Below are 24,084 nucleotides of genomic sequence, written 5' to 3' on the forward strand. Positions count from 1 at the left end.
TCTCGCTGTCCTGCTCCAACGCTCCGTCGAGGAGGCGGGCCGAACACAGGGCTTCACACTCACTCTTCGTCGAAGTTGGTGGCGCAGGACACGACGTTGTTGCGGAACGCGATCGCGCCGGTGTCGTAGCGGCCGAAGGTGGCCTCGTCATCGAAGTCCACGCAACGATTGAAGCCGGTGATCACGCTGTTCCACATGGTTGCGCCGGTGCCACGGCGCAGCAGCAAGCCTATCGTGTTGGTGCCGCCGTCTTCGGTGCCGATCATCGTGAAGTTCGCCAGCGTCGGGCCGGAAATCGGCTGGGCGTTGGGAGCGTCGCCGTCATTGTCCGCCTCGATGCCGCGGTCGGCGTCGTCGGAGGCCTGGCGTATCACGACGAACTGCGCGCCGCCCAGGTAGCCCTGGCCCCAGTCGAAGGAATCGTCGGCTGCATCCGTGATCACGACGTGATCCATGAAGTCGCTGGCGCCGAAGTGCTCCACGCCGTCGTCCAGGCCCTTGTGCACCTGCAAATAGGAGACGCGGGTGCGGGAACCGGTGGCGAACATCGTCAGGCCGTTCAGCTCGTTGCCGTTGCCGTCGACGTCGTTGCCAGCGTGGCGGATCACCAGGTAGCGGATGTAGCCGCTGTCGTCGGCATCGTCGTTGCCGCCGTAAGCGCCGATGTTGCCTTCGGCGGCAACGTCGCAGGGGCTGCCGCACTCGTTGGAGCGCGCGTAGCCCATGAGCGCCAGGCCGGCCCACTCGCCGCGGCCTGCGGTGCCGTCGCCGCCGGCGGCCCAGTCGTCGAATTGGCGCCGCGAGGTCATTACGATCGGGTCCTCAACGGTACCGTCGGCTTCGATCCGCGAGCCACGGGTGATGATCACGGCCTCGCCGGACGACGCGAGCACCAGCGTGCCCGGTTCGATCTTCAGCGTCACGGAGACGTTATCGGACGCGTCGCCATCGGCTTCCTCGCCGTTGCCGATATAGGTGCCCGGAAAACCGGATGCCGGCGCGTAGATATTGTCGTTGGCGAGCGTCAGCGTCGAACCGTCGGTGTCGTAGCGGCGCTGCAACCGGCAGAGGTCCATCCGGCCGCCGCCCACGGCGGAGGGAAGGTCCAGGCTGCCGTCGGCCGAGGTGCCGGACGGACAGCTCCCGTCGGCGCCGGGATTGGCGACCGCGGGCTCCCAGACCGTGGTGTTGCCGTTCAGGGAAACCGTCCAGCCTTCGGTCCAGTCGTCGTCCGTGTCCTGCGCGAAGGCGCCCACGTAATCGGTGGCCACGAACATAGAATTGGCCACGTCCGCCTCGACTTCGTTGGGCCGGTAGTCGGCTCGCAGGTTGGGATTGGCGATCCGGTTGTCGGGATCCCGGTCCACCCAGTTGGCGATCGCCGTTCCGGGCACGTCGTCGTCACCGCTCTCATAGACTTCCTTTGCGGGACAATGGAACAGCGAGTTCTCGATCGTGAGGTCGGTGCCGAACAGGTCCTCGGTGGCGGCTCCATCCACGTCCAGGCAGGCGTCCTGGAAGTCGGCCACCAGGAAGTTGTAGATGCGCGCGCCCGTGCCGCGGCGCAACAGGATGCCGTCGGATGAGGTTTCCGCGCTGTCCGCGGCGCCCAGGATCGTGAAGTTCGCCAGCGTAGGCCGCGAGACCGGCACGGCCAGCGGGTTGTCCCCGTCGTTGTCGGCCTCGATCCCCCGGTCGCCGTCGTCCCGCGCCTGCACGATCAGCACGAACTGGGCGCTGCCGCGGTAGCCCTGGCCCCAGTCGAAGGAGTCGTCGCGGGCGCCCGTGATCACGATGTGGTCCATGTGATCGGTGGCGCCGAAATGCTCGACGCCGTCATCGAATCCGTAGTGCACCTGCACGTAGGAAGAACGGGTTGCTGAACCGGTCGCGAACAGGGTCAGGCCGTTCAGCTCGTTGCCGTTGCCGTCGATGTCGTTGCCGGCATGGCGGATCACCATGTATTCGATGAATCCGCTTTCGTCGGAATCGTCCGTGCCGCCGTAGGCGCCGATATTGCCTTCGGCATTGACGTCGCAGGGATCGCCGCACTCGTTGGAGCGGCCATATCCCATCAGAGCCAGGCCGGCCCACTCGCCGCGCCCGTCGGCCCTCGCCCGGCCGTCCACCCACTCGTCGAGCTGGTCCGTGGAGGTCATGACGATGGGGTCCTCGGCGGTGCCCGAGGCTTCGATGCGCGACCCCCGCGTGATGATCAGGGCCTCCTGCCGCGATCCCAGGATCAGGGCGCCGGACTCGATCACCAGCGTCACCGACACGTCATTGCTCGAATTGCCGTCGGCCGCTTCGCCGTTGCCGATGTAGGTGCCGGGGAAACCGGCCGCCAGGCGGTAGATGTTGTCGCCGGTGAGCGTGATGGTCTGCCCGTCCGTGTCGTAGCGGCGCGCCAGCTGGCAAAGGTCCATCGAACCGCCGCCCACGGACTCGGGCAGCGTCCGGGCTTCGACAAAGGTGGTTCCGGCCGGGCAGTCGCCGTTGGAAGCCGGTTCGCCCCTGGGCTGCCACACGGTGTTGTTGCCGTGCACGCCCACCGTCCAGCCCTCGGTCCAGGTATCGGCCGTGTCCTGGGCAAACGCACCCACGTAGTCCACGTCCTCGAACTCGCCGCCGAGCGAAATGGCGAAGGCATCGCCCTGCAGGTCGGGCGAACTGGAAGTGAAGGCCCACTCCGCTCCCTGCAGGTCCGGCGAGCCGTCGCCGGGCGTGCCGTTGGAGTTCAGCATCGGGTCCAGTCCGATGCGGTTGCCGTTGCCTGCAAAGGCATCCGATACGGGAAACGGATCATTTGCAGACGTGGGGGTCTCCGAACCGCCGCCGGTATCGGTCGGCGGGGCCGTGTTGATAACCAGGTCCTCGCCGGCACCGCCGCCGCCGCAGCCGCCCAGTATCAGGGCGAACAAAAGCACGGCCGGGAGACAACGGAAACTATTCGCGGACACTTGGGCAAACCCCTCCTGCGGGTTCTGTAAGTCAATCGAGAAGGTCCCGATCCGCGCCATTTCGTCAGATCGGGCGAACGGGCGTGCGCTTCAGTCAGAACTGAAGATCGACGGAGAAACTGATGGAGCGGCCTCTCGTGTAAAGGCGCTCGGTTCGTCCTCCGCGCAATACTTCGTAGTCGTCATCGAGCAGGTTGCGAATCTTTAATTGCAGCCTCAGGGGCATGCCGCGGAACTCCACCGCATGGCGGTAATTGAAGTCCAGCCGCGCAACGGGCCGTTCGTAGGAATCGGGCAGTCCCTGTGTGCCGACGTCCACGATGCGCTCGCCCGCCATGTTGAACAGGAGGGCGGCCTGCAGGTCCCGGTCGGGGTTGTCGTAGCTGAACTGCAGATTGGCCACCCAGGGCGACTGGCCTTCCAGGTGGCGCTCGGTGCTGGTCTGCTGCGCCCCGGCCTGGCCTACATTGACCGTGGAGTCCACGAATGCGGCATTCAGGCGCAATTCGAAATCCCGCAATGCGTCGGCGAGCGGCCCCAGCTCGGTGCGCAGCTGCATCTCCACTCCCTTGAGCGTGGCGGACTCGGCGTTGGCGAAGGTGCGGATGCCGCCGGCGCCCAGGCGGATCACGCGCTCGATCGGGTCCTGGAACCGCTTGTGGAAGAAAGCCAGCTGGATGTTGCTGACGTTGTCGAAGTAGTACTCCCAGCGCAGGTCGACGTTGTCGATGGAAGCCACCATCAGGTCCGGGTTGCCCACGACCGTGTAGCGCTCTTCCGGATCGATATAGGGCGCCGCGGACAGCTCCTTGAGATCGGGACGGTTGAGCGTGCGGCTGTAGCCGAGGCGAATCTGCTGGGACTCCCCGCCGCCCGGCAGCCAGGTGACCGTCATGGCGGGCAGCAAGGCCGCTTCGGACAATTCGCGCACGTTACGCCGGGTCGGGTCGATGAGTTCGAACGTAGTGACGTCCTGGGTGGAGTCCTCGTAGCGGGCGCCGAACATCCAGCGCCAGTTCAGGCCAAGGTTCAGATCGGCCATCAGGTAGGCTGCCGCCAGGTTGTGTCCGGCGGCGTAGTTGTCGGTGGGCTGAGTGGTTTCCTGCAATTCCCAGAGACCCTCCGCGATCAGCTCGTCGGAGAATATGAGGTCAGGGCTCTGTCCCAGTCGGGACCGCAGGTTGTTGCGCGAGAAATCGGTCAGGAAACGGAACCGGCGGAAATACGAATCGCGCTTCTTGTCGAGCCAGGCCAGGCCGAATGCGATCTCACCGTCCGAATCCGGGCTGAACTGAATCGGTAGTGACAGGTTCAGCGCGTAATTGACCGCCTCATCCTCAAGCTCCTCCCAACTCCGCTCGTTTGACTGCCCCGTATCGGAAAAAGCGTAAAGGTCGCCGGCGTCGTCGAAGCGTTCGTAGCGATAGAAGAGCGTGTCGGGCTCCTCGCGGGTCGCGGCCGACCAGGTCACGGTCCAGTCGATGACCAGGTTTCTTGCCGCGTCAGGGTGGTGTTCCCCTGCGAATTGCTGGCTGAACAGCTGCCTTTCCACGAATTCGAGCGTTGTGTCGGCAACGTGGATGTCGTTTTCAGAGTAGAAGCCAAATTCACGCAGGAACGTGCGGTCGGTCCGGCGCGTGACGAAGGTCGTGCTGCGCAAGAAAGTCCCTGCGCTTACGTCCCACTCCACGTTTCCCAGCAGCGAAAGATCGATCGTGTTCTGGGTCCGGTTCTGCGCGCCTTCATCAAGAGTGGAAAGTTCGTCGCCCACACCCGACAAGCCGAAGGTACGCCGCTCTTCGTCCCTGTAAGCCCAGTCGTTCGAATACCGCGCCGACAGCATGAAGCCAAGGTCGCCGCCTCCCAGCGGCCGCCCGCCGCCCCAGCGCCCGGAAATACTCACGCCGGGTTCAATGTCCCTTAGTTCCGTCGCGTAGCCGCGGTTGAGCGAACGCCCGGCCAGCGCCCGCTCGTCGTCCGAAACGAGATTCAGGGACCTGGCGCCGTTCTCGGTGATTCTGTTCAACTCCGTCGGCAGCGTTCGCATGCCGTCGTCCATTCCCAGCCAGTCCCGGCCGCCGCCCGCGAAGTGGAGTCCGGTGCCGCCGGTGGCCTGGGAATTGCCGCCTATGCCGATGCTGATCTGCATCACGCGTTCCGCGGGCGCGCCGCGGGTCTCCATCGCCACCATGCCGCCCGAGAAATCTCCCGGCAGGCGAGGCGAATACGTCTTCTGAATATCCACGTTGTCCAGCGCGCCGGTCGGGAACATGTCCATCGGAATGACCCGCCGCGTGGGGTCCGGGCTGGGCAGCGGCGCTCCGTTCAGCAAGGTGTTGGAGTAGCGCTCGCCCAGCCCGCGCACGTACACGAACTTGCTGTTGATCACGGTCAGTCCCGGCACCCGGGCCAGCGCATCCACGACGCTGGAGTCGCCGGTAATCGCGAAATCGTCGGACGACAGTGCATCCACAACCGAATCGGAATCGCGGCTACGGGTCACCGCATTCGGACGGTAGGCGCCAGTCACGACGATTTCTTCCATAGCGCCCGTGGACGCGGAACTATCGCCGCGGCTGTCCTGGCTTTCGGGGATTGCTTCCTGGGCGGAGACCGGCACGGCGGTCAGCATGGTTGCGGACAAAGCCGCCAATGCAATGCTTCTGATCTTCATTGAATGCGCAAGACCCTCCTTGGGCTTCGCATTTCAACCGACGCGTGTAAACCTCCCGTTACAGGGAAATTACGGTTTGGTTACGAATATGAACCGTTTGTTACGCCGGCCTAGTCGGCGATTTCTTCCACGAGTTCGATGGCGAAGCCGTTGGGCGCGGCCAGCGTGGCGCGACGAGTGGCGATTGCCGCCGGGCGAGCATCGACGATGAGCGGTTCGCACAGCACTTCGGCGCCGAAGCTGCGGGCGCGTTCGAGCACCGCGTCGAGGTCGGTCGTCATGAACGACCACATCACCATGCCGCGGTTCGGCGGCCGGGACGGCGCAACGGCATCGGCGCCGGTTCCGTACCAGTCCAGAAAAACCAGGTACTTGCTCTCCGCGCCCGGCGCGAAGACTTGCAGGAACCGCATGTTCGAACCCGGCGGCACTTCCAGCAGACCGCCCGCCGGGCCTTCGCTGGGAAGATCGATGTCGCGGCGCACTTCGTAGCCCAGCACTTCGGTGTAGAAGTCCAGGCTGCGCTGACCGTTGTTGATGACCTGGCTCGAATACGCCGGGCCTCCGGTCAGCGTCCCTTCGGAAATCGGGCAGATCGGGGCCAGGTCCGGCGGCCGTGCAATGCCGAGCACGTAGACGCCATCGGGCGCGCGCAGGTGGGTCTCAAGGGCATCGTAGGGCGTGCCGTCCGGACGATGAAGCGGAATGCGGGTAACGCCGGCCACGGTGCCGAAGCCCATGCGATCGCTCTCGGCGATCAGCTTCTCCATGTCGGCGCAGGCGAAGCCGACCGCCAGGCCGCCTTCCAATAGCGCATTCATTCCGGGGCGCACCTCCGGCCGATCGCCGCTGACGCCGATCACGCGCAGGTACGGCATGTCGGTATTGCCCGGCTGTTGGTAGAGGACGTGCTCCCAGTCGCCCTCGTCCTCCAGTCCCCAGAGTTGGGTCAGCGGGCCGCGAATTTCGTCCGCCAAATCGTCAATCGCCGGTTCCAGTCCCATCAGCTCGGAATAGAAGGCGCGGCAGCGCTCCATGTCGCTGGTCACAACCGTCGCGGCGGCCAGCGTGCCGACCAGTGCGTCGCCCTTGGTCTCGCCGGGCGCCAGCGGGTTCGTCGTTTTCATGGCGCGCAATGATAACGAAGACGGGTGCGTTATTCTTTAGCGAATCGGGTAAAGGCACACAGGATGACCGAGCAGCGCCGACGCTTCCTCAAGATGCTCGCCGCCGGCGCGGCCGGGGTGGCGGCGGCCGGATGCGCGCCTTCACCGGGCAGCGGAACGGCTGCTTCCGTGGACGGGCGCGGCGGATCGGGCGAGCGCTACCGCTGGCGCCTGGTCACCGCCTGGCCGCCGGGGCTGCCCGGTTTCGGCACGACTGCCGTGGCGCTGGCGGACACTCTGCGCGAGGTCTCGGGCGGGCGGCTCACCCTCCAGGTCTATGCGGCCGGCGAACTGGTGCCCGCTTTCGAGGTCTTCGACGCGGTATCCCGCGGCAGCGTGGAGATGGGGCATTCGGCGCCCGCTTACTGGAAGGGACAGGCGCCCACCACCCAGTTGTTCACCGGCTACCCCTTCGGGATGCTGCCGGCCGAATTCAATGCCTGGATGGCCTATGGCGGCGGCATGGAACTGTGGCGGGAATGCTATGAGCCGTACGGGCTGGTGCCGTTCCCAGGCGGGAACACCGGCGCCCAGATGGGCGGCTGGTTCCGCCGCGAGATCCGCTCGGTGGACGACTTTTCCGGGCTCAAGATCCGGATGCCGGGCCTGGGCGGGGACGTGCTGCGCCGGCTGGGGGCGACGGTGGTCAACCTGCCGGGCGGCGAGCTGTTCACGGCGCTGCAGTCGGGGCTGATCGACGCTACCGAATGGGCCAGCCCCTACAACGACTTGCCGCTGGGTCTGTACCAGGCGGCGCCCTACTACTACTTCCCCGGCTGGCACGAACCGGCCGGCTCGATCGAGATCATCGTCAACCGCAAGGCGCTGGAGTCGCTGCCGGGAGAGCTGCAGAAACTGATCCAGACGGCTTGCACGGCGGTCAATCACCAGATGCTCTCCGAATTCATGGCCCGCAACGTGCAGGCGCTGCGGGTGCTGGTCGAGGAGCACGGGGTGCAGTTGCGGCGTTTCCCCGCGGAAGTGCTGAACGGACTGCACCATGCCGCAAATGAAACTCTGGACGAACTCGGCGCCGGCAATCCGCTGGCCGGGCGGATCCTGCGCTCGTACCGCGAATTCCAGGAAGGCGTGGCCGGCTGGCAGGCCATTTCGGAAGGCTCGTACCTAAGCGCCCGCGACTCGTGATTCGGCATGGCCCCGCGCCGCGCGGCCGTTCAGCGCCGCTGAATACGAGCGCCGCGATCCAGGCGGACCGCAAGGCAGTGTGGATCGCTACCCTGACCGCGGTAGTGCCCACGCTTACGGTCAACGTCTGTTACGCAATTTCGAGCACGCAGGGCCTGGTGCCCGCTTGCATCCCCTATTTCGAGGGCTGCACGTCGATCAGTTCCGCCGGGCGCTACGGCATCAGCTACTACCTGTTCAAGGTGGGCATGGTAGGCGCGGCGGTCCTGCTGGTCCTGTTCTGGCGGCAGATGTCCGGTCACATTCGCGCGGCCACCGGGCGCGCGGCGCCCGTGGCTGCGGCGTGCGGCATGGGCGGCGCGGCCTTCCTGGTTCTCTACACGGCGTTCCTGGGAAGCGAGGGCGATTTCTATTTCCTGATGCGGCGCTTCGGCACGCTGCTTTACTTCGGACTGACGATGGTGGCTCAACTCATGGCCTTGCGGCGTCTGGAGACCTTCGCTCCGCCATGGCTGACGAGAACGATGAAGTGGATCCTGTTCTCGATGCTGTTCTTCGGTTTCTTCAGCATCCCGGTGATGAACTACATGGACAACAAAGACACCTTCCAGGACATCATCGAGTGGGATTTCTCCCTGCTGATGCAGACCTACTTCCTGTTCACCGCCATCTGGCTGGCCCGCCTCCGCAAAAACCGGTTGACGAACTAGTCGTCGGCTTTGTAGCGCATGGCTTCGATGAAGCGGGGGTCGTCGGGGTCGGCGAGCTTGCAGCGGGCGGACGCCCATTCGGTGCTGAAGCCCACCCGGCCGCTTTCCGGCGTGGCCCAGGCATTGCCGATCACATTTTCCTGCCCGTATGCGCCCGGCTCGCCGTCGTGCAGCGTTAGGCGCGCGAGGTCCACGAAGTTGCGTCCGGAACTGGACGGCCACAGCGACGTCAGGAATTCCAGGTGGATGTCGCGCGGTTCGGGCTCCTCGGTCGTGATGGTGAAGACGTCGCCCCGGTCGTGCATGAAGAACGGGTTGATCACCTGGTTGTTGCCGTCCTCGTGGCGCAATGCGGCAAAACATTCGTAGCGGCGCGCCTTGTACATGCGCAGGTGGGTGCGGTCCAGGCGGCCGGAAATGAGCGAACCGTCTTCGAGGTAGCCGTTGTCGTAAATCCACAGCTCGTCGGGATTGAGGATCCACTCGGCGTCCCAGGTCATCTGCTGGCCGGTGTTCTTCGAAATCATCGTGCATTGACCGAACTCGCCGAGCAGACCCCTGAGCTGTTTGCCGTGCCGACGCCAGTTGAAGCTGCAGTTGCCGCCGTAATTGGGATCGGGCTGCAGCTCGGGCCAGACGTCCGGCCGGAGATGGGCATCGACATACAGATGGGGATCCTTGATGCGTCGGCCGGATATGGAAACCGCGCCCAGTTCCTCGTCGATCGAAATCAGGAACACCACCTGCTGACCGGGAAACACCGGTCCGTCGTCGCCATCCAGCCTGATCTGCGTGTAGATCACGTGTTCGGCCAGGTGGGGCGCTTCGATTTCGGCAAACACCCGGTAGAAGAGGTCATGCTCGCCGTCCGGCGGCGTTCCGAGGTTGCGTTCGAGGAAAACCTGGGGAACGGACGAATACTCGCCCGGCATCCAGGCCATGAAGTCCTCGAGGACCTTCATCAGCTCGGGCTTCGAGTTGGTAGCGCTCGCGGGTATGGCCGTCAAGGACAGTGCGATCGCGGCGATAAAGGCGCGCATGGGCTCAATCCTCCAATTTGCGTCAGGCCTTGAGGTCGTCGTCGCGAAGCGGGAGCTTGCGGACGCGCCGTCCGGTGGCGGCGAACAGCGCGTTGCAGAACGCGGGCGCCACCAGGGGCGTGCCGAGTTCGCCGATTCCCGTGGGCGGATGGTCCGATGCAATCAGTTCCACTTCGATGGTCGGCGTGGTGGCCAGCGTCAGCATCCGGTAGCGGTCGAAGTTGCCTTCCGCCACCGCGCCGTCCTCCAGGTTGATTTCCCCGAACAACAGGGCGCTCAATCCATAAATGATGGCGCCCTCGATCTGCGCCTCGACGTTGTCCGGATCCACCGCCAGCCCGCAATCCACGGCGGCGCGGACCCTTCGCGCCCGCCACGCCCCGTCTTTGCGTTCAAGTTCCACCTGCGTGCCGATATAGCTGGAAAACAGCTTGGCAACCGCTATGCCGCTTTGCGCGGTCCAGCCTTCGGCCGCCGTCTCCAGCACCTTCAGCGCGCGCGGATCGGTGGTGAGCTCGGCACGCAGTTCAACCGGATTGCGGCCGCCGGCGTGCGCCACCTCGTCGAGGAAACTTTCGGCGAAAAACGAGTTCATGCTGGAGGCCACGCTGCGCCAGAATCCGCCGCGCACGGGCATTTGCCGCATAACGTAGTCCACGCGCCGGTTGGGAACCGCGTACAGGTCGTTGAAGAGAGCGCCCACCGAAGACGGATCCGCCGATTCTTCCACCATCCACGGCCAGCGCTCGGCCAGCAGCGAATGCCCGGCCGACTTGGCCGTCCATGCGCTCGGGCGGCCGGAATCGTCCAGCGCCGCACGCAGCCGCGCTACGTAGGGCGGACGGTAACAGTCGTGGCGCATGTCCTGCTCGCGGCTCCACACCAGCCGAACCGGCCGGTCCGGCAGTCCCTGCTCGTGCAGCGCTTTTGCGATCGACAGTGCCTGCACGGCCACTTCCGACTCGATGCGCCGTCCAAATGCGCCACCCATGTTGCAGTGGTGCAGCAGCACGTTTTCCGGCTCCAGGCCGAAGATGTTGCCGATGTCGGCCTGCAGGCGCTGCAGGTTCTGCGAAGGAACCCACATTTCGCATCCCTCACCGCTATAGCGCGCCGTGGCCCCCAGCGGTTCCATGTTGGCGTGAGCCAGGATGGGCGCCTCGTAGGTCGCATCCAGCGTCCGCTCGGCGGATGCAAGAACGGACTCCGGATCGCCGGCTTCAAACCAGTTGCGGCCGTCCTCGGCCGCGAGCGCACCGCGCAGTTCTTCGAAGACCGATTCGGTGCTGCTGGTGTCGCCGCCTTCCCAGACGATGTCTGCCTGTTCGAGGGCGGAGGACGCCGTCCAGTAGTCTTCGGCCACCGCCGCCACCGCCTCATCGCCGATGGCCATGACTTTGGGCCATGCGCCGTCCGGCGACTCGTAGGCGAGGCTCTTCAGGCGCGCTCCGCGGCGCGGCGCATTGAGCACGGCGGCATGCAAGGCAGGTTCGCCGCCTGCGGAATCGGCCATGAACGGAAATGTGCCCATGACCTTTGGAGCGCTGTCCTTGCGCGGGGCGTGCTTGCCGATCAGTCGGAATTCCTCGCGCGACTTGAGCCTCGGTTCTTCCGGAACCGGCATGCCCGCGGCTTTCCCTGCCAGCTCCCCGTAACTCAGCGAGCGGCCATTGCACCAGACCTGCGATTGCTCGGCGTAACAGTCCGAGGCCGGCACACCCCACTCTTCCGCGGCAGCCGCCACCAGCATCTCGCGGGCAGCGGCGCCGGCCTGGCGAAGGCCCTTGTGATAACCCATGATCGACACGCTGTTGCCGGAACCCTGGCCGCGATCCAGACGCGCTGCGTTGCCGTAAGCGCCCGGGTCAAGCGGCGCGTAACGCACCTGGACGTCGCCCCAGGCGACTTCCATTTCATCGGCAAGCATCAGCGGCAGGCTGTGCAGAATACCCTGCCCCATGTCGCCCACCGGGCACAGTATCGTTACAGCGCCCTGCTCGTCGAGCGTTACCCAGGCGTTGAGCGGGCCGCCCGATTCGCGGGCCGACGCCACCCGCAGTCCAAAGGCGGGGGCGGCCAGCAAGGCGCCGGCCGCGGCCAGCAACTCACGGCGATTCAGGGAAAGACAAGACTGGGCGGCCGGATCCGTCCGCCCTGCGGATGAAGCGTTTGTTTTCAGCATAGCGCCACGAATAATAAACCGGATGAAGAATGCGCTCCGGCACACACTCGACCAGCGCCGGGAATCGCAGCTTAAGGTGGGACAGCCGCGACGCTCGTGCGTGATAAACTGCTCCGCCGTGGCGAGCTTTACTCTCAATGGACGCGCGGTCACGCTGGACGTGCCCGATGACATGCCGCTGTTGTGGGCGCTGCGCGATCATCTCAACCTGACCGGCACAAAATACGGCTGCGGCATCGCCTTGTGCGGCGCCTGCACGGTGCATCTGGATGGAATTGCCGTGCGGTCCTGCCGGATCAATACCGCCGCCGCCGAGGGGCGCAGCATCACGACGATCGAGGGCCTGGCGGAGAACGGCCAGCCTCACCCGGTGCAGCAGGCCTGGATCGACGAGCAGGTCCCGCAGTGCGGCTACTGCCAACCCGGCATGGTGATGGCCGCGGCGGCGCTACTGGCGGACAACCCCTCGCCCAGCGACGAAGACATCGATCGCTCGATCACCAACATCTGCCGCTGCGGCACCTACCCGCGTATCCGGCGGGCCATCCACGCTGCAGCCGGGGCCATGTCGGCAACCACGGCCGGCGAAAGTTGAACCCAGTCAGTCGAATCACGCCGGCTTTGCTGGCAGCAACGCTTGCGCTCTGGGCATGCGCCGGCGAGCAGACGGCCGCGAATTCCGCCGGGGCCGAGTCTTCCGGCGCGGCTGCAGTGGAGTCCGCGCCCGCGGTGGAGGAGGAAGACCTCGCCACGCTGCTGGCTGCGGCCAATCCGGACCGGGGCCGCCGCCTGTACATCCAGTGCCGCGCCTGCCACACCCTGGTGGCGGAAGGCAACCAGTTGCTGGGGCCGAACCTGCTCGGCTTCCTGGACCGCCCGGCCGGCACCGCGCCCGGTTACGAGTATTCGGAAGCGCTGCTGGCCTCCGAAATCACCTGGACGCCGGAAACGCTGGATCACTGGATGCGCAGTCCTTCGGAAGTCATCCCCGGCAACAAGATGATCTTCGCCGGCATCCGCAGAGCGCGCGACCGCGCCGACCTGATCGCCTACCTGCAGCAGTCCACCGTCCAGCAGTAAGACAGCCGCGGGGGGTATGACGCCGCCCTATCAAACGACCCCCCTGTTGACTTGGTCGAAAAGTTACTCTATATTTCAGAGCATAAGTCATTTACGAGTTAATTTTCCTGGAAAAAGGAGGAGAAATGACCAGTCAGCAGCAACTAACTGAAGACATCGCTTACGTTCGCGCCGCGGCCGAGCGATCCGCGTCCGTTCACATCCCGGCGATATACCTGATTTGGGCAGTGCTTTGCCTGTGCGGCTTCACGCTGGTGGACCTTGTGGGGCCGGGGTCGGCCTGGATCGGTGTTTACTGGATGATCGGCGGACCTGTTGGCGGGGGGCTTACCTGGTGGCTCGCCAGGCGGGCCGGCCGCGAGGTCGGACAGGCCGACCGGCGGGAGGGCAAGCGCTGGGTGTTTCACTTTCTGGGGTTCTTTTGCACCGGATTGCTGGTATTCGGCCTTGTCGCGACCGGGCAGTTGTCGTGGCAGGGCGTCAGCTCCACGTGGATTCTTCTTCTGGCACTGACCTATTTCCTCGCGGGTCTGCACCTTGAGCGACGCATGTTGCCCATCGGTCTGCTGCTGGGCGTCGGGTACCTGGTCACGCTGGCATTGCCGTCCTACGGGTTTACCGTTGCGGGTGTGCTCGCCGCCACCGCACTCGTGGCTCAGGCATTTCTTGGCTCAAGGGCGCAACGTGCCGAAGGCTGACCCGGACGTCGCGACCCTGAAAGAACTGGGCCCGCTCAGGGGGTTGTTCGAGCACAGGGTCCGGCTGGCGATCTGCGTGCTGCTCTCCAGGCACGATGCGATGTCATTCAGCCGATTGAAGCAGGTGCTGGAGGAAAAAGACGGCAGCCTGGGCACGCACCTGCGCAAACTCGAGGACGCGGGCTACCTGGCGATCGAGAAGAGTTTCCGCGACCGGCGCCCGGTAACCTGGTATCAGTTAACCGATTCGGGACGCACCCATCTGAAGGAACACATCGCCAACCTGACGCGGCTGATCGGCCGCACCGGCTAAAGCCCCAGCGTGGGCATGATCAGGTTGAACAGCAAGTGGGCCGCGATACAGCACTCGATTCCATGTTTCCTGAACATCCAACCCAGGGCAAGCCCAGCCGGAAATATCTGTAGCAACTTGACCCAATCGGGTTCCAGGACCCCGGTATGACCGATGGTCCATAACAGGGAAGTCAGGAGCACGGCAATCCAATACTGGCGGCCTCGCCAATCGAACAGGCGAACCAGCAGGTTCTGAATGCCCAAGCGGAAAATCAGCTCCTCGGAAACGGCCAACGCCGACACGGCAAGAGCGCTTGCCGCAGTCAGCTCCATTGACTGACTCATCTCCAGGGTGTTCAGCATGTCCTGCAGGGGTTTTGCCATTTCCGGTGAGAACAGCCAGAACAGCAGCTTCGAATATCCCAGCCACGCCAGGACCAGCACGACAACCCAGATGGCCTTGGTCCTCAAGTCGGCGGCGCCGGAATGCCCCGGATGGGCCACGGCGCCATTCGCTTCGTCGAATTCCAGACCCAGGCGCGGGCGTATCAGTGGAAAGGCGACGTAACCGGAAAGCCGGGCGCAATAGGCGCCAACCGCCACGACGAGGGTTATCTTGAAGAAATCGACAACCAGTCCGAATGTCAAAACAAGGAAACCCATCGGCAGGCCCTGCTCAAAATGGGCTACGGCCAGCGCGACTGCCGAAAAAGCGCAAAAGGCACACGCGGCATAGACGCCGAACCTCGTGTAATACCGCAAGTCCTCGCGGTTTCTGGCCCAGAAAACCAGGAGGGTTATCGCCAGGGCAAAACCGAGGACCAGGTAAATGGTCGCCAGGATTGCAGAGTTGGACATGGCTTACTCTTTGCTTCGCGACATATGCGCCCGGAACTAGTCGGCCTGGCTTTCCTCCGCGCGTTGTGCGTCGATGTGGTCCTTGAACACGGTCCAGGACGTTTCCCTGGGGTTCTCGGTGCGTATCGCCGGCGGCTCGACGTATTCCGGGTAGTTCGCGTTGATTTCATCCATCACCACGGCCGGCAATTCGTCGTAGCTACTTAGGCGCATGCCGGCGGTATGGAACACCGCGACGCCGGGGCGATCGCCCATCTTCATCCACGGCAACCACTTGGAAACGCGTCCCCAGGAAATGACCCGGTCCTGCGCCACCGGAATGTCCGCGTCCAGGATTTCGTCGCCGGGCGACGCCGAAGTGCCAAACTCCATCGCGTGATAGATCCCGCCCACGGATTGCTGGTAATCGCCGCCCAGGGGATTGCTGTAGAACAGCCGCGCGGCGCCCCCGCCGTGCATCATCACTCCGTCCTTGAAGAAGTAGAACAACCCTGCCGAAGGATTGCCCTCCTCGTCACGAGCCCAGTTCTCGCGGTAGTTGCCGGGCGGATCGTTGGCCACCTGCACGACCTCGACTTCCTCGCCGGTCCAGGGATTGTTCCAGGTCCTCAGAATCTCGTTGGTTTCCGGGTCGAGGTAGAACATCAGTTCGCGCGAACGGGCGACGAAACCCAGTCCGCGCACGGGGTCGCTCAGAGTCTCGCAATGGCGGATGTTCATGCCCTGCACGTTGAACAGATGGCGGTCCTTTTCGGCCGGCTTCCGGGAATACATCCGACCCTCCCACCAGTACAGCGCCGTCTCGCCGTCGTTCAGCGAGCACCGGACCTTCATCAGCAGCCGGATGACGTCGTCCGGATCGTCGAGGTCAAGCTGTCCGCCGTAAGCGGCGCCGGCCGCCAGCGACAGCGCTCCGATCATTCCGGCCAGAGCGCGTAAAGTCTTTCTTGCTTTCATTGTCTCCATTCCCCCTCCGGCTCGGTTACCGATTTGAAATACGACCAGCTGGTCACATTGGGCCGCGCATCGTCGAGAGGCGGCGGTTCGGCGTACTCGGGATAGTTGTTGCGCAATTCGCTCAACAGCGGCTGGGTCAGGTCATCGATCCCGGCAACGCGCTTGCCGACGGTCGTGAAGATCATCATGCCCGGGCGGTCGCCCATCTTCATCCACGGCAGCCACTTCGAGGTGCGCGCCCAGGACAGGGTGTAGCGCTTGAGCGTCGGGAGATCGGGGTCCAGCAACTCGTCCTCGTAGGCATAGGCGTTGAGCATTTCCATCGCGTGATAGGTGCCGCCCACGTATTCCTGGTAATCGCCCGCCAGCGGGTTGGTGTAGAACAGCGGCGCGAAGCCGGTGGTCCAGACGCGACCCTTCATGAAGCGGCCGTTGAAAGTGATGCCCGTTCCGTCGGGGCGCCGCGCGTACGCGGGACCGCGCATGTTGACCGGATCGTTGGCCACGTGCACGACTTCCACTTCCTCCCCCGTCCAGGGGTTGGTCCAGGTGCGCAGGACCTCGTTGGTGTCCGGGTCCATGTAGATCAGCAGTTCCCGGGACACCGAGCGGTAGCCATGGCCGCGTTCCGGATCCTCGTAATTCTTGCACTGGCGTATGTTCATGCCCTGCACGTTGAAGATGTGCCGGTCCTTCTCGCCCGGCATGCGGCTCATCGCGCCGCCCTGCCACCAGTAGAGGATCGTTTCGCCCTCGTTCAGCGAACAGTTCATCTTCTGCCCGAGAAGAATGGCATGGTCCGGGTTGGCCGGATCCAGCCTCTCCGCGGCGGTCGCCGCCGAGCCCAGGATCAGCAGCACGGCGGCGCCCAGCGCCGCGCGGAGTGGACATCTCATTTCACTCTTCCTCCCATTTGACAGGCGCAGCATAACGCCCACCGCTGTGTTCGCATAGTCCAGGGCCTGTTGCCCTGGTCATTTTTCGGGCCAGCCGTCCGCAAGACCCGCCCCGGTCAGCTCGTGCAGCAGTCCGGCAGCCTTCTCCAGCGCCTCGGGATCGGGATGAGCGACCGGAGGTGTGGACGGATAGCGCGGCAGGGTCGCGTCCAGGCCCGCCTTGGAGGCCGTCTTGCGCCCGGGTTCCAGCGACGGATCGAGCAACGAAGTTGATAGATCGTCGACCCGGATCAGGTCGCGATCCCACTGAAAGCGCGTGGCCAGCGCCCAGTCGACCTGCTGCGGATCGAACAGGTCGATGTCCGAATCCAGCGCCACGGCCGTCTTGACGCGCCGCCAGGCAAGGACGGCGGCCAGCGCGTCACGCACTTCCCCCGCGATGGCGTCGTCGAACTGCAGCAGCGCCAGGAAGCGCCGGCCCTGCGCGGGCGCGTGGACGTTGATCAGGCGCGGCGACACGGCGCGCGCCAGCGAAAACAGCTTGCCTTCCATGGCGATGTTGTCCGGAGTCAGATTGTCGGCCAGGCCCGAGCCGCAGTCGTGCAGCACCGCGCCCTTGCGGTGCGTAATCGACAGGACTTCGCAAACCGGCGCGTCCACGGCCGGCCCGAGAAAGCCCGTGTACTCGGCGAACGGTCCGTCCGGGGCCGTGGCGCCGGGATGGGCCAGCCCCTCGATCACGAATTCCGCGTCGGCCGGAACGAGCAGCCCGCCGTCGAAGTTGAGCGACGGAGTGAGCCGGACCGGCTCGCCGATCAGCCCGCCGGCCGCGGGCCAGTGGCTTTCCGGGTAACCCAGCTTGACCTGGGCCGCAACGCTCACCGCCGGGTGGTGACCGATCCAGAACGCCACCGGGCAGGACTCGCCCCGCTCGTGCCAGGCGCGCATGTTGCGCGCATTGTGGGAATTGGGATACGGGAACCAGCTCATGCGCCGGGCTTCCTTGATCCAGCAGCGCTGTATGGCGGAATTGTCGATGCCGGTCTCCGGATCGCAGGTCGTCGCATGGGCCGCCGTGAGGTACGGGCCCGGGTTGCCGCGGTGCTGGACGGTGGCCGGCAGCAGCCGCAAGTCCGCTTCATCGCCCTTGAGGACCGTTTCCCGCACCGGCGCCTCCGCCGCCGCCACGGTCACCGGCTCGATCCGGCGCTCCTGGCGCTCGGCCCACCAGGATGCGGCCCGGCGATGGTCCGCCAGCCCCAGCGCCGAGCAGACCAGCTCGCGGCTGGCGGTCAGGTTCGTGGCCAGGCCGAAGGGCGAGATGCGTCCATCGGCAAGACGTGGCTGCCGCACCCAGATGGGCGGATAACGGCCCTGAACGTCCAGGGCGTGCTGCAGCGCGGTGGCCTCGTACTCCACCGCCATCGGCTCGTCGATGCGAAGCACCTGATCACCGAGTGACGCAAGCCACGCGCTCAGTCCGTCCCGCACTCCGGCAACAGGTCCTCCGGCACTCATTGCTCTGCATCCACGTCGGTCAATCCATAGATCGCGAAGGTCGCCAGCCAGTGCTCCCCCTCGTAGTGCCCGCTGAAAACGTAGCCCAGGCCCGCCGCCAGGTGCTCCCCGGCGGATTCCAGCAGCACCTGAGCGCGCGGGTCGCCGGCGGGCAATGCTCGCGCCACGGATCGCATGGTCCAGGCCCGGTGCAGATTCAATCCGGCCAGGTGGACGATCTTGCCGTCGGTGACGTCGCTGACCGTGGCCGGCTCCAGCAGGCGGCCCAGACCGCCTTCCCGCAGGGCGGGAAAGAAGCCGTCCAGCCAATCCGAATATTCCGCGGGCTCAAGGACCCGGCGCATCAGGTCCGCTTCGGCCAGAGCCGCGGAAAAGAAATCCTGGCCACTGGGCTCGTAATTCACCGGATACGCGCGATCGGTGGCGTAGTAGTCGAGGCTTCTTTCCAGCAGCAACTGCTCAAGTTCACCCTGCCCTGTTGCCCGCGCGTAGTCCAGAGCCTGGCCCAGCGCGAAGGCGGTGTTCGGATGGACGCCGGTTCGTATCGGCCAGTCCAGGCGCGGAAGATAATCCAGCGTCAGTGCAACGATCCTCTGCTCGAGCGGCTCCAGTCGCTGTGCCCACTGGCGGGCGTAGGGATCATCGAACGCGCGAAGTTCCACGACCAGGCGCAACAGCCAGGCCCAGCCGTACATGCGCTCGAACGAGCTGTTATGGTCCTCGTCAAAGTACTCCGCTTCCTCCAGCAAGGCCTGCGTACTGAATTGCGCCTCCAGCACACTGCGGGTCAGCTCCGCGGCCGAATGTCCTGGATGGAGCTTCAGCAGACGCACGAGCAGCCAGTGGCCATGCACCGCCGAATGCCAGTCGAAGCAACCATAGAACACCGGGTGTAGCTGCCGGGGAGTCAAGGCGGACCCGTCATTCACCATCACCTGCCCGGGCTTGTTCGGGTATTCCGTGGTAATGCAATCCAGCGCCAGCCGCGAAAACACGGCGGCCTGTTCATCGGTCATCGGCTGATCGAAGCGCGGCATCGCGTCCTCTCCCATGATCGGCTCCGCGTCCGGCTCGGCGGAGGCCCAGCATGCCGCAAGTCCCAGCGCAAGCAGCGCGCAGTTGGCCAGGAGCTTTCGCTGACGCATCCGCGGCATGGTACCACCCGCATAAGGCCAATCCACGCGCCGAAATTGCGCCCCGGAATAGCGTCCGTTTGGGCCGCAGTGTTGCGAACCGGCCACGGCAATCGATCTCAGGAACTGCATTTCGCGACCAGCAGGGCCACCAGGGTGCCGCCACCCAGGTAATAGAAGTAGGTCAGGGAATCGCGCAGCTTCTTCTCCGAGACCGCAGTCCGCACCGCGGCGACCACAGGTACCACGGTTTTGCCGAGCGCTTCCACGCGTGCTGCCTGTTCGCTTGAGTCTCCGGACAATTCCCCGGTCTCAAGGACCCGGGAAGCGTCCGCAATCCCCACCAGGGCTGCTGTTTGCTCGTCCGCAGGGTCGCCCTCGCGAATCACCCTCTGCAGCCTTTCAATGATCCTGTTGCGGGCCTCAGGCAAGACGAGCTTGTACTTGCGTTTCGTCCTGGAGAGGATCCCCTTGTGCGCCAGTCCCTCCAGCACGGCCTTGTGCGGTTCGGCATTCGCCATCCGGAGCAGCCACGAATTGATGCCGCGCGATTCGAACGGAGGGTCGTTTTGGACTAGTCTCACAATCAGGGCGTCGAGATCGGTCTGGCCGACGTAAAGAGCGCCCCGCGGCTTGACGCGGCCCTCTTCGAGGGAAACGCGGCCATTGCGCCAAAGCTGGAAAAGAACCGTGGCCGCGACGCCGATATCCACCCACTTTGTATCAAAAGCAATGTGATCCACGGTGAATGTCACATCCATCGCCAACAGGACATACTGCTCCTGCAGACCGAGTTCGGGTGCACGCATCATGGCCGGATATCGCTCAACCGCCGCAGAATAGCAGCATCGGAAGGCTTCGGGCTTTCGGAAAGCGCAGTCTCGGCTATTCTCTCCATCTTCAATGAGCAAGAATCACCTTCCGGATTACTTTTCGGTCGCCGACCCGGCGGGGCTGAGGCGCGAATACCCGCTGGGCGATGACTTCATGGCGCGGTTCGCCGGCATGGGCCGCGACGAGTTGCGGGCGATCCAGGAAGGGCGTTTCCGGCGCTGCCTGGAGCGCGCCTGGGCCACGCCCTTTTACCGCAGGCTGTGGGGGGAAGCGGGGCTGGAACCGGGCGACGTACGGAGCCTTGAGGACCTTGAAAGGCTGCCGGTGTTCTCGAAGTCCGATCTCATGAGGAGCGTGGAGGCGAACCCGCCCTTCGGCGACTACCACGCGCATCGCGACGACGATCCAGGATCCGGCCCGGCCGGGCTCGTGATGCAAACCACCAGCGGCACGACCGGCGCGCCGCAGCCGATTTTCTTCGGGCCGCGAAGCCGCGAATTGCAGGCGCTGATGGTGGCGCGCGCCTGGATGCTGCAGGGCCTGAGGGCCGGCGACGTCGTGCATTCCAGTTACGCGCACGGAATGGTGAACGCCGGGCACTTCGTGCGCGAGGCCGCCCTGCACTACACCCGGGCGCTGCTGCTCTCGGCCGGCGCCGGGAACGAGACGCCTTCGGTCACCCAGGTGGGAAACATGGCGCGCTTCGGCGCCACCGTGCTGGTGGGCTTTGCCGACTACCTTCGCAAGCTGGCGGACACCGCGCGCAGCGGAGGGCTTAAGCCCGGGCGCGACATCCGGGTGCGAATGATTTCCACCCACCTGGGCCTGATGCCGCGCGAGGAACTGGCCGAAGCCTGGGCGGCGGAGTCCGTTTACGACTGGTACGGCGTGGGCGACACCGGCCTGGTCGCCACCGAGGGGCCGGACCTCGACGGCATGCACGTCATGGAGGACGCCCACTTCCTGGAGATCCTCGACCCCGGCAGCCAGCGCCCGGCGGCCGACGGCGAAGCCGGCGAACTGGTCTGCACCTGCCTGTACAAGGACGACGCCTATCCCATCATCCGCTTCAACACGCGCGACATGAGCGCGCGGCTCGCCGGCAGCAACGCGCTGGGACTGCCGTTCGACCGGATCGCCGGTTTCCTCGGACGCAGCGACAACATGGTGAAGTTCAAGGGCATCAACTTCTACCCGGAAGCGGCCGCCGCCGTGTTGGGCGAGCTGGAAGAATACGCGGGCGACTACGTATGTGTACGCGAGGGCGAACAACTCCACATCGAGATAGAAACGAACGATCCGCGGCTGCCGGGCCTGGCCGATCGCATCGGCGCGCTGATCCGCGAGCGGCTGGGCGTCCGGGTGCCGGTCAAGCTGCGCGAGCCGGGAGCGCTACGCGAACTCACCGGCTCCGAATCCCGCCAGAAACCCCGCCGCCTGATTACCCGCTGATCGTAAATCTCAAGCCCTTCCACCGCGCCAGCTAAAGCCCTTCGTTCGTTCCCCTCCTCGTAGGAGCGTTGGAGCAGGACAGCGAGAATCGAGCCATGGATGGCGTCTCCAACGAGGAGGGGAACGAATGAAGGGCGAGGGAGCAGGAAAAGGCTTTAGTTGTGCAGCGCGGCGGCTTGTTGTTGGACGGTGGTTACGACCCATTCGGTGAAATTGGGGTGCTGCGACAGGCCTTTCTCGTTGAAGGTGTAGTCCAGGCCAATCAGGTCCTGCTTGATGTGGTGCTGCAACCCGTCCGCGGAGGACGCCGGCGACACGACGATCAGCTTTTTGCCCTTTCGTTGCGCCTGCTGCATCCAGCGTTTGAGTTGGCGCACATTGCCTTCGCGCACCGGCGGGATGGCGTCGTCCTGCAGGTTTATGGCTCGCACCTCGCTGATTCCGGTGGCGGCCTTCACCTGTTCGGCAAGGCTCTCGATCACCGGCAGGTCGAGTTCGTTGTCGAAGTCGTCCTCGGGGCCGTGGGCGACCAGGAACAATGCCTCATTGGCGGGCTCCGTACTGATTTCCAGCGCGTGGTCGGACAGGATTTCGGCGATCAGCGGATGGTCGTCCATGTGCGGCGCGAAAACGAGCTTTGCGCCGGTTTCTATGGGTTTGACCGTCAGGTACGAAGACTCGTCGCGCCGGCCCAGGATGTACTCCCACTGCCGGGTCATGGAGTTATGGACGGTCGACGTGGTCTGCACCAGCACGATGGTCCTGGCGCCGGCCGCTTCGAGATCGTCGATCGCCGCCTGCATGTGGGACGAGGTCATCATGGCCATGCCGTAGCCGATGGCCGTCGGATATTCGCCGGCGATGGCGCGCATGGAATCGGTCATGATCCTGTCGCCGGCCTCGCTGACGCCATGTGACAGTACCAGCACGCCGATTTCGCCCCTGATGTCGGCGTCGCTCACGTACCAGGTGTAGTTCTCGCCCATCTGCGCCACGTTGATGCGCAGTTCGTTGTCCGTCAGCAGTCCGTACAGGGCGATCTTTTCCTTCAGACCGGCGATCACGTCCTCGCTCAGCATGTCGCGCATGTCCATGCCCATGCGCCGGCGGCCCAGTTCGTCCGGCGGCGGCATCGGCATGTCGTGGCCCTGGTATCCGTGGGCGCGATGCATGCTGTGGTCCTCCTGCGCCTGTGCGGAAGCAAGGCCCACGCCGAGCACCACGGCGCCCAGGATCAGAACGTGAAATCGTCTAGGTTTCATCTGGAAGTCCTCCCTTGAGATGCGGGGTTGACGGCGGACCGAGAAAACCGTCCTCGATTTCCGCCACCTGGTCGGCCCAGGCCAGCATCGCCTGGTCATGGGTCACCATGAGCGTGGCGACGCCATGCTCTCTGGTCTGTCTGGCCAGCAATTCAACCACTTCCCCGCCGCGGCTGTGGTCCAGCATGGAAGTCGGTTCGTCCACCAGCAGCAGCGACGGTTCGGTCATGAGGGCTCGCGCTATTCCGACCCGCTGACGTTCGCCGCCCGACATCTGGTCGGGACGGTGCGAGGCGCGGTGCGCGAGGCCCACTTCTTCGAGAAGCCGTCCGGCCCGTTCCCTGTGGGCCCCGTCCGGTTTGCGGCCGTTGATGTGAGCCATCAGCAGGAGCTGGTCCATGGCGGTCAACGCGGCGACCAGGTTGGACTGCTGGAAAATGAATCCGATGCGCTCGCGCCGCAGACGCGCGCGGTCGCGCTCCCCCAGCGCGGTCAGGTCCTGGCCTTCGATGGCGATGCGCCCGGAAGTGGGCGGCAGCAGGCCGCCGCAGACCGCCAGCAAGCTCGATTTCCCGGCCCCCGACGGTCCCATCACGGCGCACAGCGCGCCCGCCTCGACGGTCAGCGAGACCTTGTTCAGGGCGGTGACCTGCTGGTCGCCGTCGCCGAGGACCAGCGAAACGGAGTCAACAGCGAGCGTCATCGCAACTGTCCCAGCGCAATGATCGGATCGATTCGCGCAATCCTGCGCACCGCCAGGACCGCCCCCACCAGGCCGCCGCCGATGACCAGCGCGCCGGATATCAGCATGGCGCGGATATCGATGACATAGGGGATGTCCGTGCGTTCGACGATCAGGTCGCCAAGGCCGTAGCCGATACCCACGCCGCAGGTCACGGCAACGGCCAGCAGCAGGAACACCTGCCCCAGGGCGTCCCGGACGAGATATCCCGTCGACGCGCCCAGCGCCTTGATCAGGCCGATCTCCTGGGTGCGCTGTATGGTCCAGATCGAGAAGAACGCGCCGATGATCAGCGTCGCGATGACCAGCAGAAAGCCCTGATTGATGCGCACCGAGTCCCGTTCGGCCTTGTAGCCGGTGGACGCCACAAACGACATCGGCTTGTCGAGCGCGACCGTGAACAGCTCCTCATCAACGGCAGCGATGTCCGTTGTTTCCTCAAGCTGCAGGGCCACCACGGTGGCGAAGTCGTAGAGGATGTC

At 64.9% G+C, this 24,084-nt stretch carries 21 protein-coding genes; 7 read left to right on the forward strand and 14 right to left on the reverse strand.

From position 1 onward, the window contains the following. Positions 1 to 59: 59 nt before the first annotated feature. From F4Y72_12230 to F4Y72_12240, 3 genes are all read right to left on the reverse strand, one after another. Positions 60 to 2,921 carry a hypothetical protein gene (locus F4Y72_12230; GenBank protein MXZ29052.1) on the reverse strand — a complete coding sequence of 954 codons (2,862 nt, stop codon included), beginning with the start codon at positions 2,919 to 2,921 and terminating at the stop codon, positions 60 to 62. A gap of 133 nt (positions 2,922 to 3,054) precedes the next feature. Further along, the gene (locus F4Y72_12235) at positions 3,055 to 5,634 is read right to left on the reverse strand and encodes a TonB-dependent receptor (protein ID MXZ29053.1); all 2,580 of its coding nucleotides are present in this window, start codon (positions 5,632 to 5,634) and stop codon (positions 3,055 to 3,057) included. A 110-nt stretch (positions 5,635 to 5,744) separates the two neighbouring features. Beyond that, complete coding sequence (locus F4Y72_12240) at positions 5,745 to 6,761, reverse strand: hypothetical protein (GenBank protein MXZ29054.1); 1,017 nt, start codon at positions 6,759 to 6,761, stop codon at positions 5,745 to 5,747. Positions 6,762 to 6,824: 63 nt separating this feature from the next. Here F4Y72_12240 and F4Y72_12245 point away from each other — a divergent pair, with 63 nt between their 5' ends. Then, positions 6,825 to 7,946, forward strand: a complete 1,122-nt coding sequence (locus F4Y72_12245) for a TRAP transporter substrate-binding protein (protein ID MXZ29055.1) — start codon at positions 6,825 to 6,827, stop codon at positions 7,944 to 7,946. Positions 7,947 to 8,023: 77 nt separating this feature from the next. Beyond that, on the forward strand, positions 8,024 to 8,656 hold the full coding sequence (locus F4Y72_12250; protein ID MXZ29056.1) for a hypothetical protein: 633 nt from the start codon (positions 8,024 to 8,026) through the stop codon (positions 8,654 to 8,656). Here F4Y72_12250 and F4Y72_12255 read toward each other — a convergent pair. Both F4Y72_12255 and F4Y72_12260 read right to left on the reverse strand, forming a co-directional pair. Then, on the reverse strand, positions 8,653 to 9,696 hold the full coding sequence (locus tag F4Y72_12255; protein ID MXZ29057.1) for a hypothetical protein: 1,044 nt from the start codon (positions 9,694 to 9,696) through the stop codon (positions 8,653 to 8,655). The two genes, F4Y72_12250 and F4Y72_12255, sit on opposite strands and share 4 nt — an antisense overlap. Positions 9,697 to 9,718: 22 nt before the next feature. Further along, positions 9,719 to 12,052: a xanthine dehydrogenase family protein molybdopterin-binding subunit gene (locus F4Y72_12260; protein MXZ29058.1), complete on the reverse strand. Its 2,334-nt coding sequence runs from the start codon at positions 12,050 to 12,052 to the stop codon at positions 9,719 to 9,721. Here F4Y72_12260 and F4Y72_12265 point away from each other — a divergent pair. From F4Y72_12265 to F4Y72_12280, 4 genes are all read left to right on the forward strand, one after another. After that, entirely contained in the window at positions 11,901 to 12,473 is a 573-nt protein-coding gene (locus F4Y72_12265; protein ID MXZ29059.1) for a (2Fe-2S)-binding protein, read from the forward strand. The genes F4Y72_12260 and F4Y72_12265 overlap by 152 nt on opposite strands. Further along, entirely contained in the window at positions 12,284 to 12,958 is a 675-nt protein-coding gene (locus tag F4Y72_12270) for a cytochrome c family protein (protein MXZ29060.1), read from the forward strand. Before F4Y72_12265 ends, F4Y72_12270 begins: the two co-directional genes overlap by 190 nt. Before the next feature lie 125 nt (positions 12,959 to 13,083). After that, positions 13,084 to 13,656, forward strand: coding sequence for a hypothetical protein (locus F4Y72_12275; protein MXZ29061.1), 573 nt, complete (start codon positions 13,084 to 13,086; stop codon positions 13,654 to 13,656). Positions 13,657 to 13,672: 16 nt separating this feature from the next. Continuing rightward, positions 13,673 to 13,969, forward strand: a complete 297-nt coding sequence (locus F4Y72_12280) for a helix-turn-helix domain-containing protein (GenBank protein MXZ29062.1) — start codon at positions 13,673 to 13,675, stop codon at positions 13,967 to 13,969. On the opposite strand, the gene F4Y72_12285 is transcribed toward F4Y72_12280, so the two are convergent. The 6 genes from F4Y72_12285 to F4Y72_12310 form a co-directional block, all read right to left on the reverse strand. Then, positions 13,966 to 14,808 (reverse strand): CPBP family intramembrane metalloprotease, encoded by an 843-nt coding sequence (locus F4Y72_12285; protein MXZ29063.1) that lies wholly within the window; start codon positions 14,806 to 14,808, stop codon positions 13,966 to 13,968. The genes F4Y72_12280 and F4Y72_12285 overlap by 4 nt on opposite strands. Before the next feature lie 36 nt (positions 14,809 to 14,844). Continuing rightward, a complete protein-coding gene (locus tag F4Y72_12290; GenBank protein ID MXZ29064.1) occupies positions 14,845 to 15,774 on the reverse strand; it encodes a DUF1838 domain-containing protein in 930 nt (309 codons plus the stop codon). Continuing rightward, complete coding sequence (locus F4Y72_12295) at positions 15,762 to 16,694, reverse strand: DUF1838 domain-containing protein (GenBank protein MXZ29065.1); 933 nt, start codon at positions 16,692 to 16,694, stop codon at positions 15,762 to 15,764. Before F4Y72_12295 ends, F4Y72_12290 begins: the two co-directional genes overlap by 13 nt. A gap of 45 nt (positions 16,695 to 16,739) precedes the next feature. Continuing rightward, positions 16,740 to 18,179: a UbiD family decarboxylase gene (locus tag F4Y72_12300; protein MXZ29066.1), complete on the reverse strand. Its 1,440-nt coding sequence runs from the start codon at positions 18,177 to 18,179 to the stop codon at positions 16,740 to 16,742. Then, positions 18,176 to 19,195: a DUF2891 domain-containing protein gene (locus F4Y72_12305; GenBank protein ID MXZ29067.1), complete on the reverse strand. Its 1,020-nt coding sequence runs from the start codon at positions 19,193 to 19,195 to the stop codon at positions 18,176 to 18,178. The genes F4Y72_12300 and F4Y72_12305 overlap by 4 nt, the downstream gene beginning before the upstream one ends. 236 nt (positions 19,196 to 19,431) lie before the next feature. Then, positions 19,432 to 20,223, reverse strand: a complete 792-nt coding sequence (locus F4Y72_12310) for a GPP34 family phosphoprotein (GenBank protein ID MXZ29068.1) — start codon at positions 20,221 to 20,223, stop codon at positions 19,432 to 19,434. Between F4Y72_12310 and F4Y72_12315 the strand changes: the two genes are divergently transcribed. Further along, positions 20,216 to 21,598: a phenylacetate--CoA ligase gene (locus F4Y72_12315; protein ID MXZ29069.1), complete on the forward strand. Its 1,383-nt coding sequence runs from the start codon at positions 20,216 to 20,218 to the stop codon at positions 21,596 to 21,598. The genes F4Y72_12310 and F4Y72_12315 overlap by 8 nt on opposite strands. Before the next feature lie 155 nt (positions 21,599 to 21,753). Here the strand turns inward: F4Y72_12315 and F4Y72_12320 are convergent, their stop codons facing one another. Genes F4Y72_12320 through F4Y72_12330 form a run of 3 tightly spaced genes read right to left on the reverse strand, consistent with a single transcriptional unit; the run spans position 21,754 to position 24,060 of the window. Then, positions 21,754 to 22,860, reverse strand: a complete 1,107-nt coding sequence (locus F4Y72_12320) for a hypothetical protein (protein MXZ29070.1) — start codon at positions 22,858 to 22,860, stop codon at positions 21,754 to 21,756. Then, entirely contained in the window at positions 22,850 to 23,563 is a 714-nt protein-coding gene (locus tag F4Y72_12325; GenBank protein ID MXZ29071.1) for an ABC transporter ATP-binding protein, read from the reverse strand. The genes F4Y72_12320 and F4Y72_12325 overlap by 11 nt, the downstream gene beginning before the upstream one ends. Then, positions 23,560 to 24,060, reverse strand: a complete 501-nt coding sequence (locus F4Y72_12330) for an FtsX-like permease family protein (GenBank protein MXZ29072.1) — start codon at positions 24,058 to 24,060, stop codon at positions 23,560 to 23,562. Before F4Y72_12330 ends, F4Y72_12325 begins: the two co-directional genes overlap by 4 nt. Positions 24,061 to 24,084: the final 24 nt, after the last annotated feature.

This window comes from Gammaproteobacteria bacterium, from assembly GCA_009838035.1.
Classification (GTDB): Bacteria; Pseudomonadota; Gammaproteobacteria; order Steroidobacterales; family Foliamicaceae; genus Foliamicus.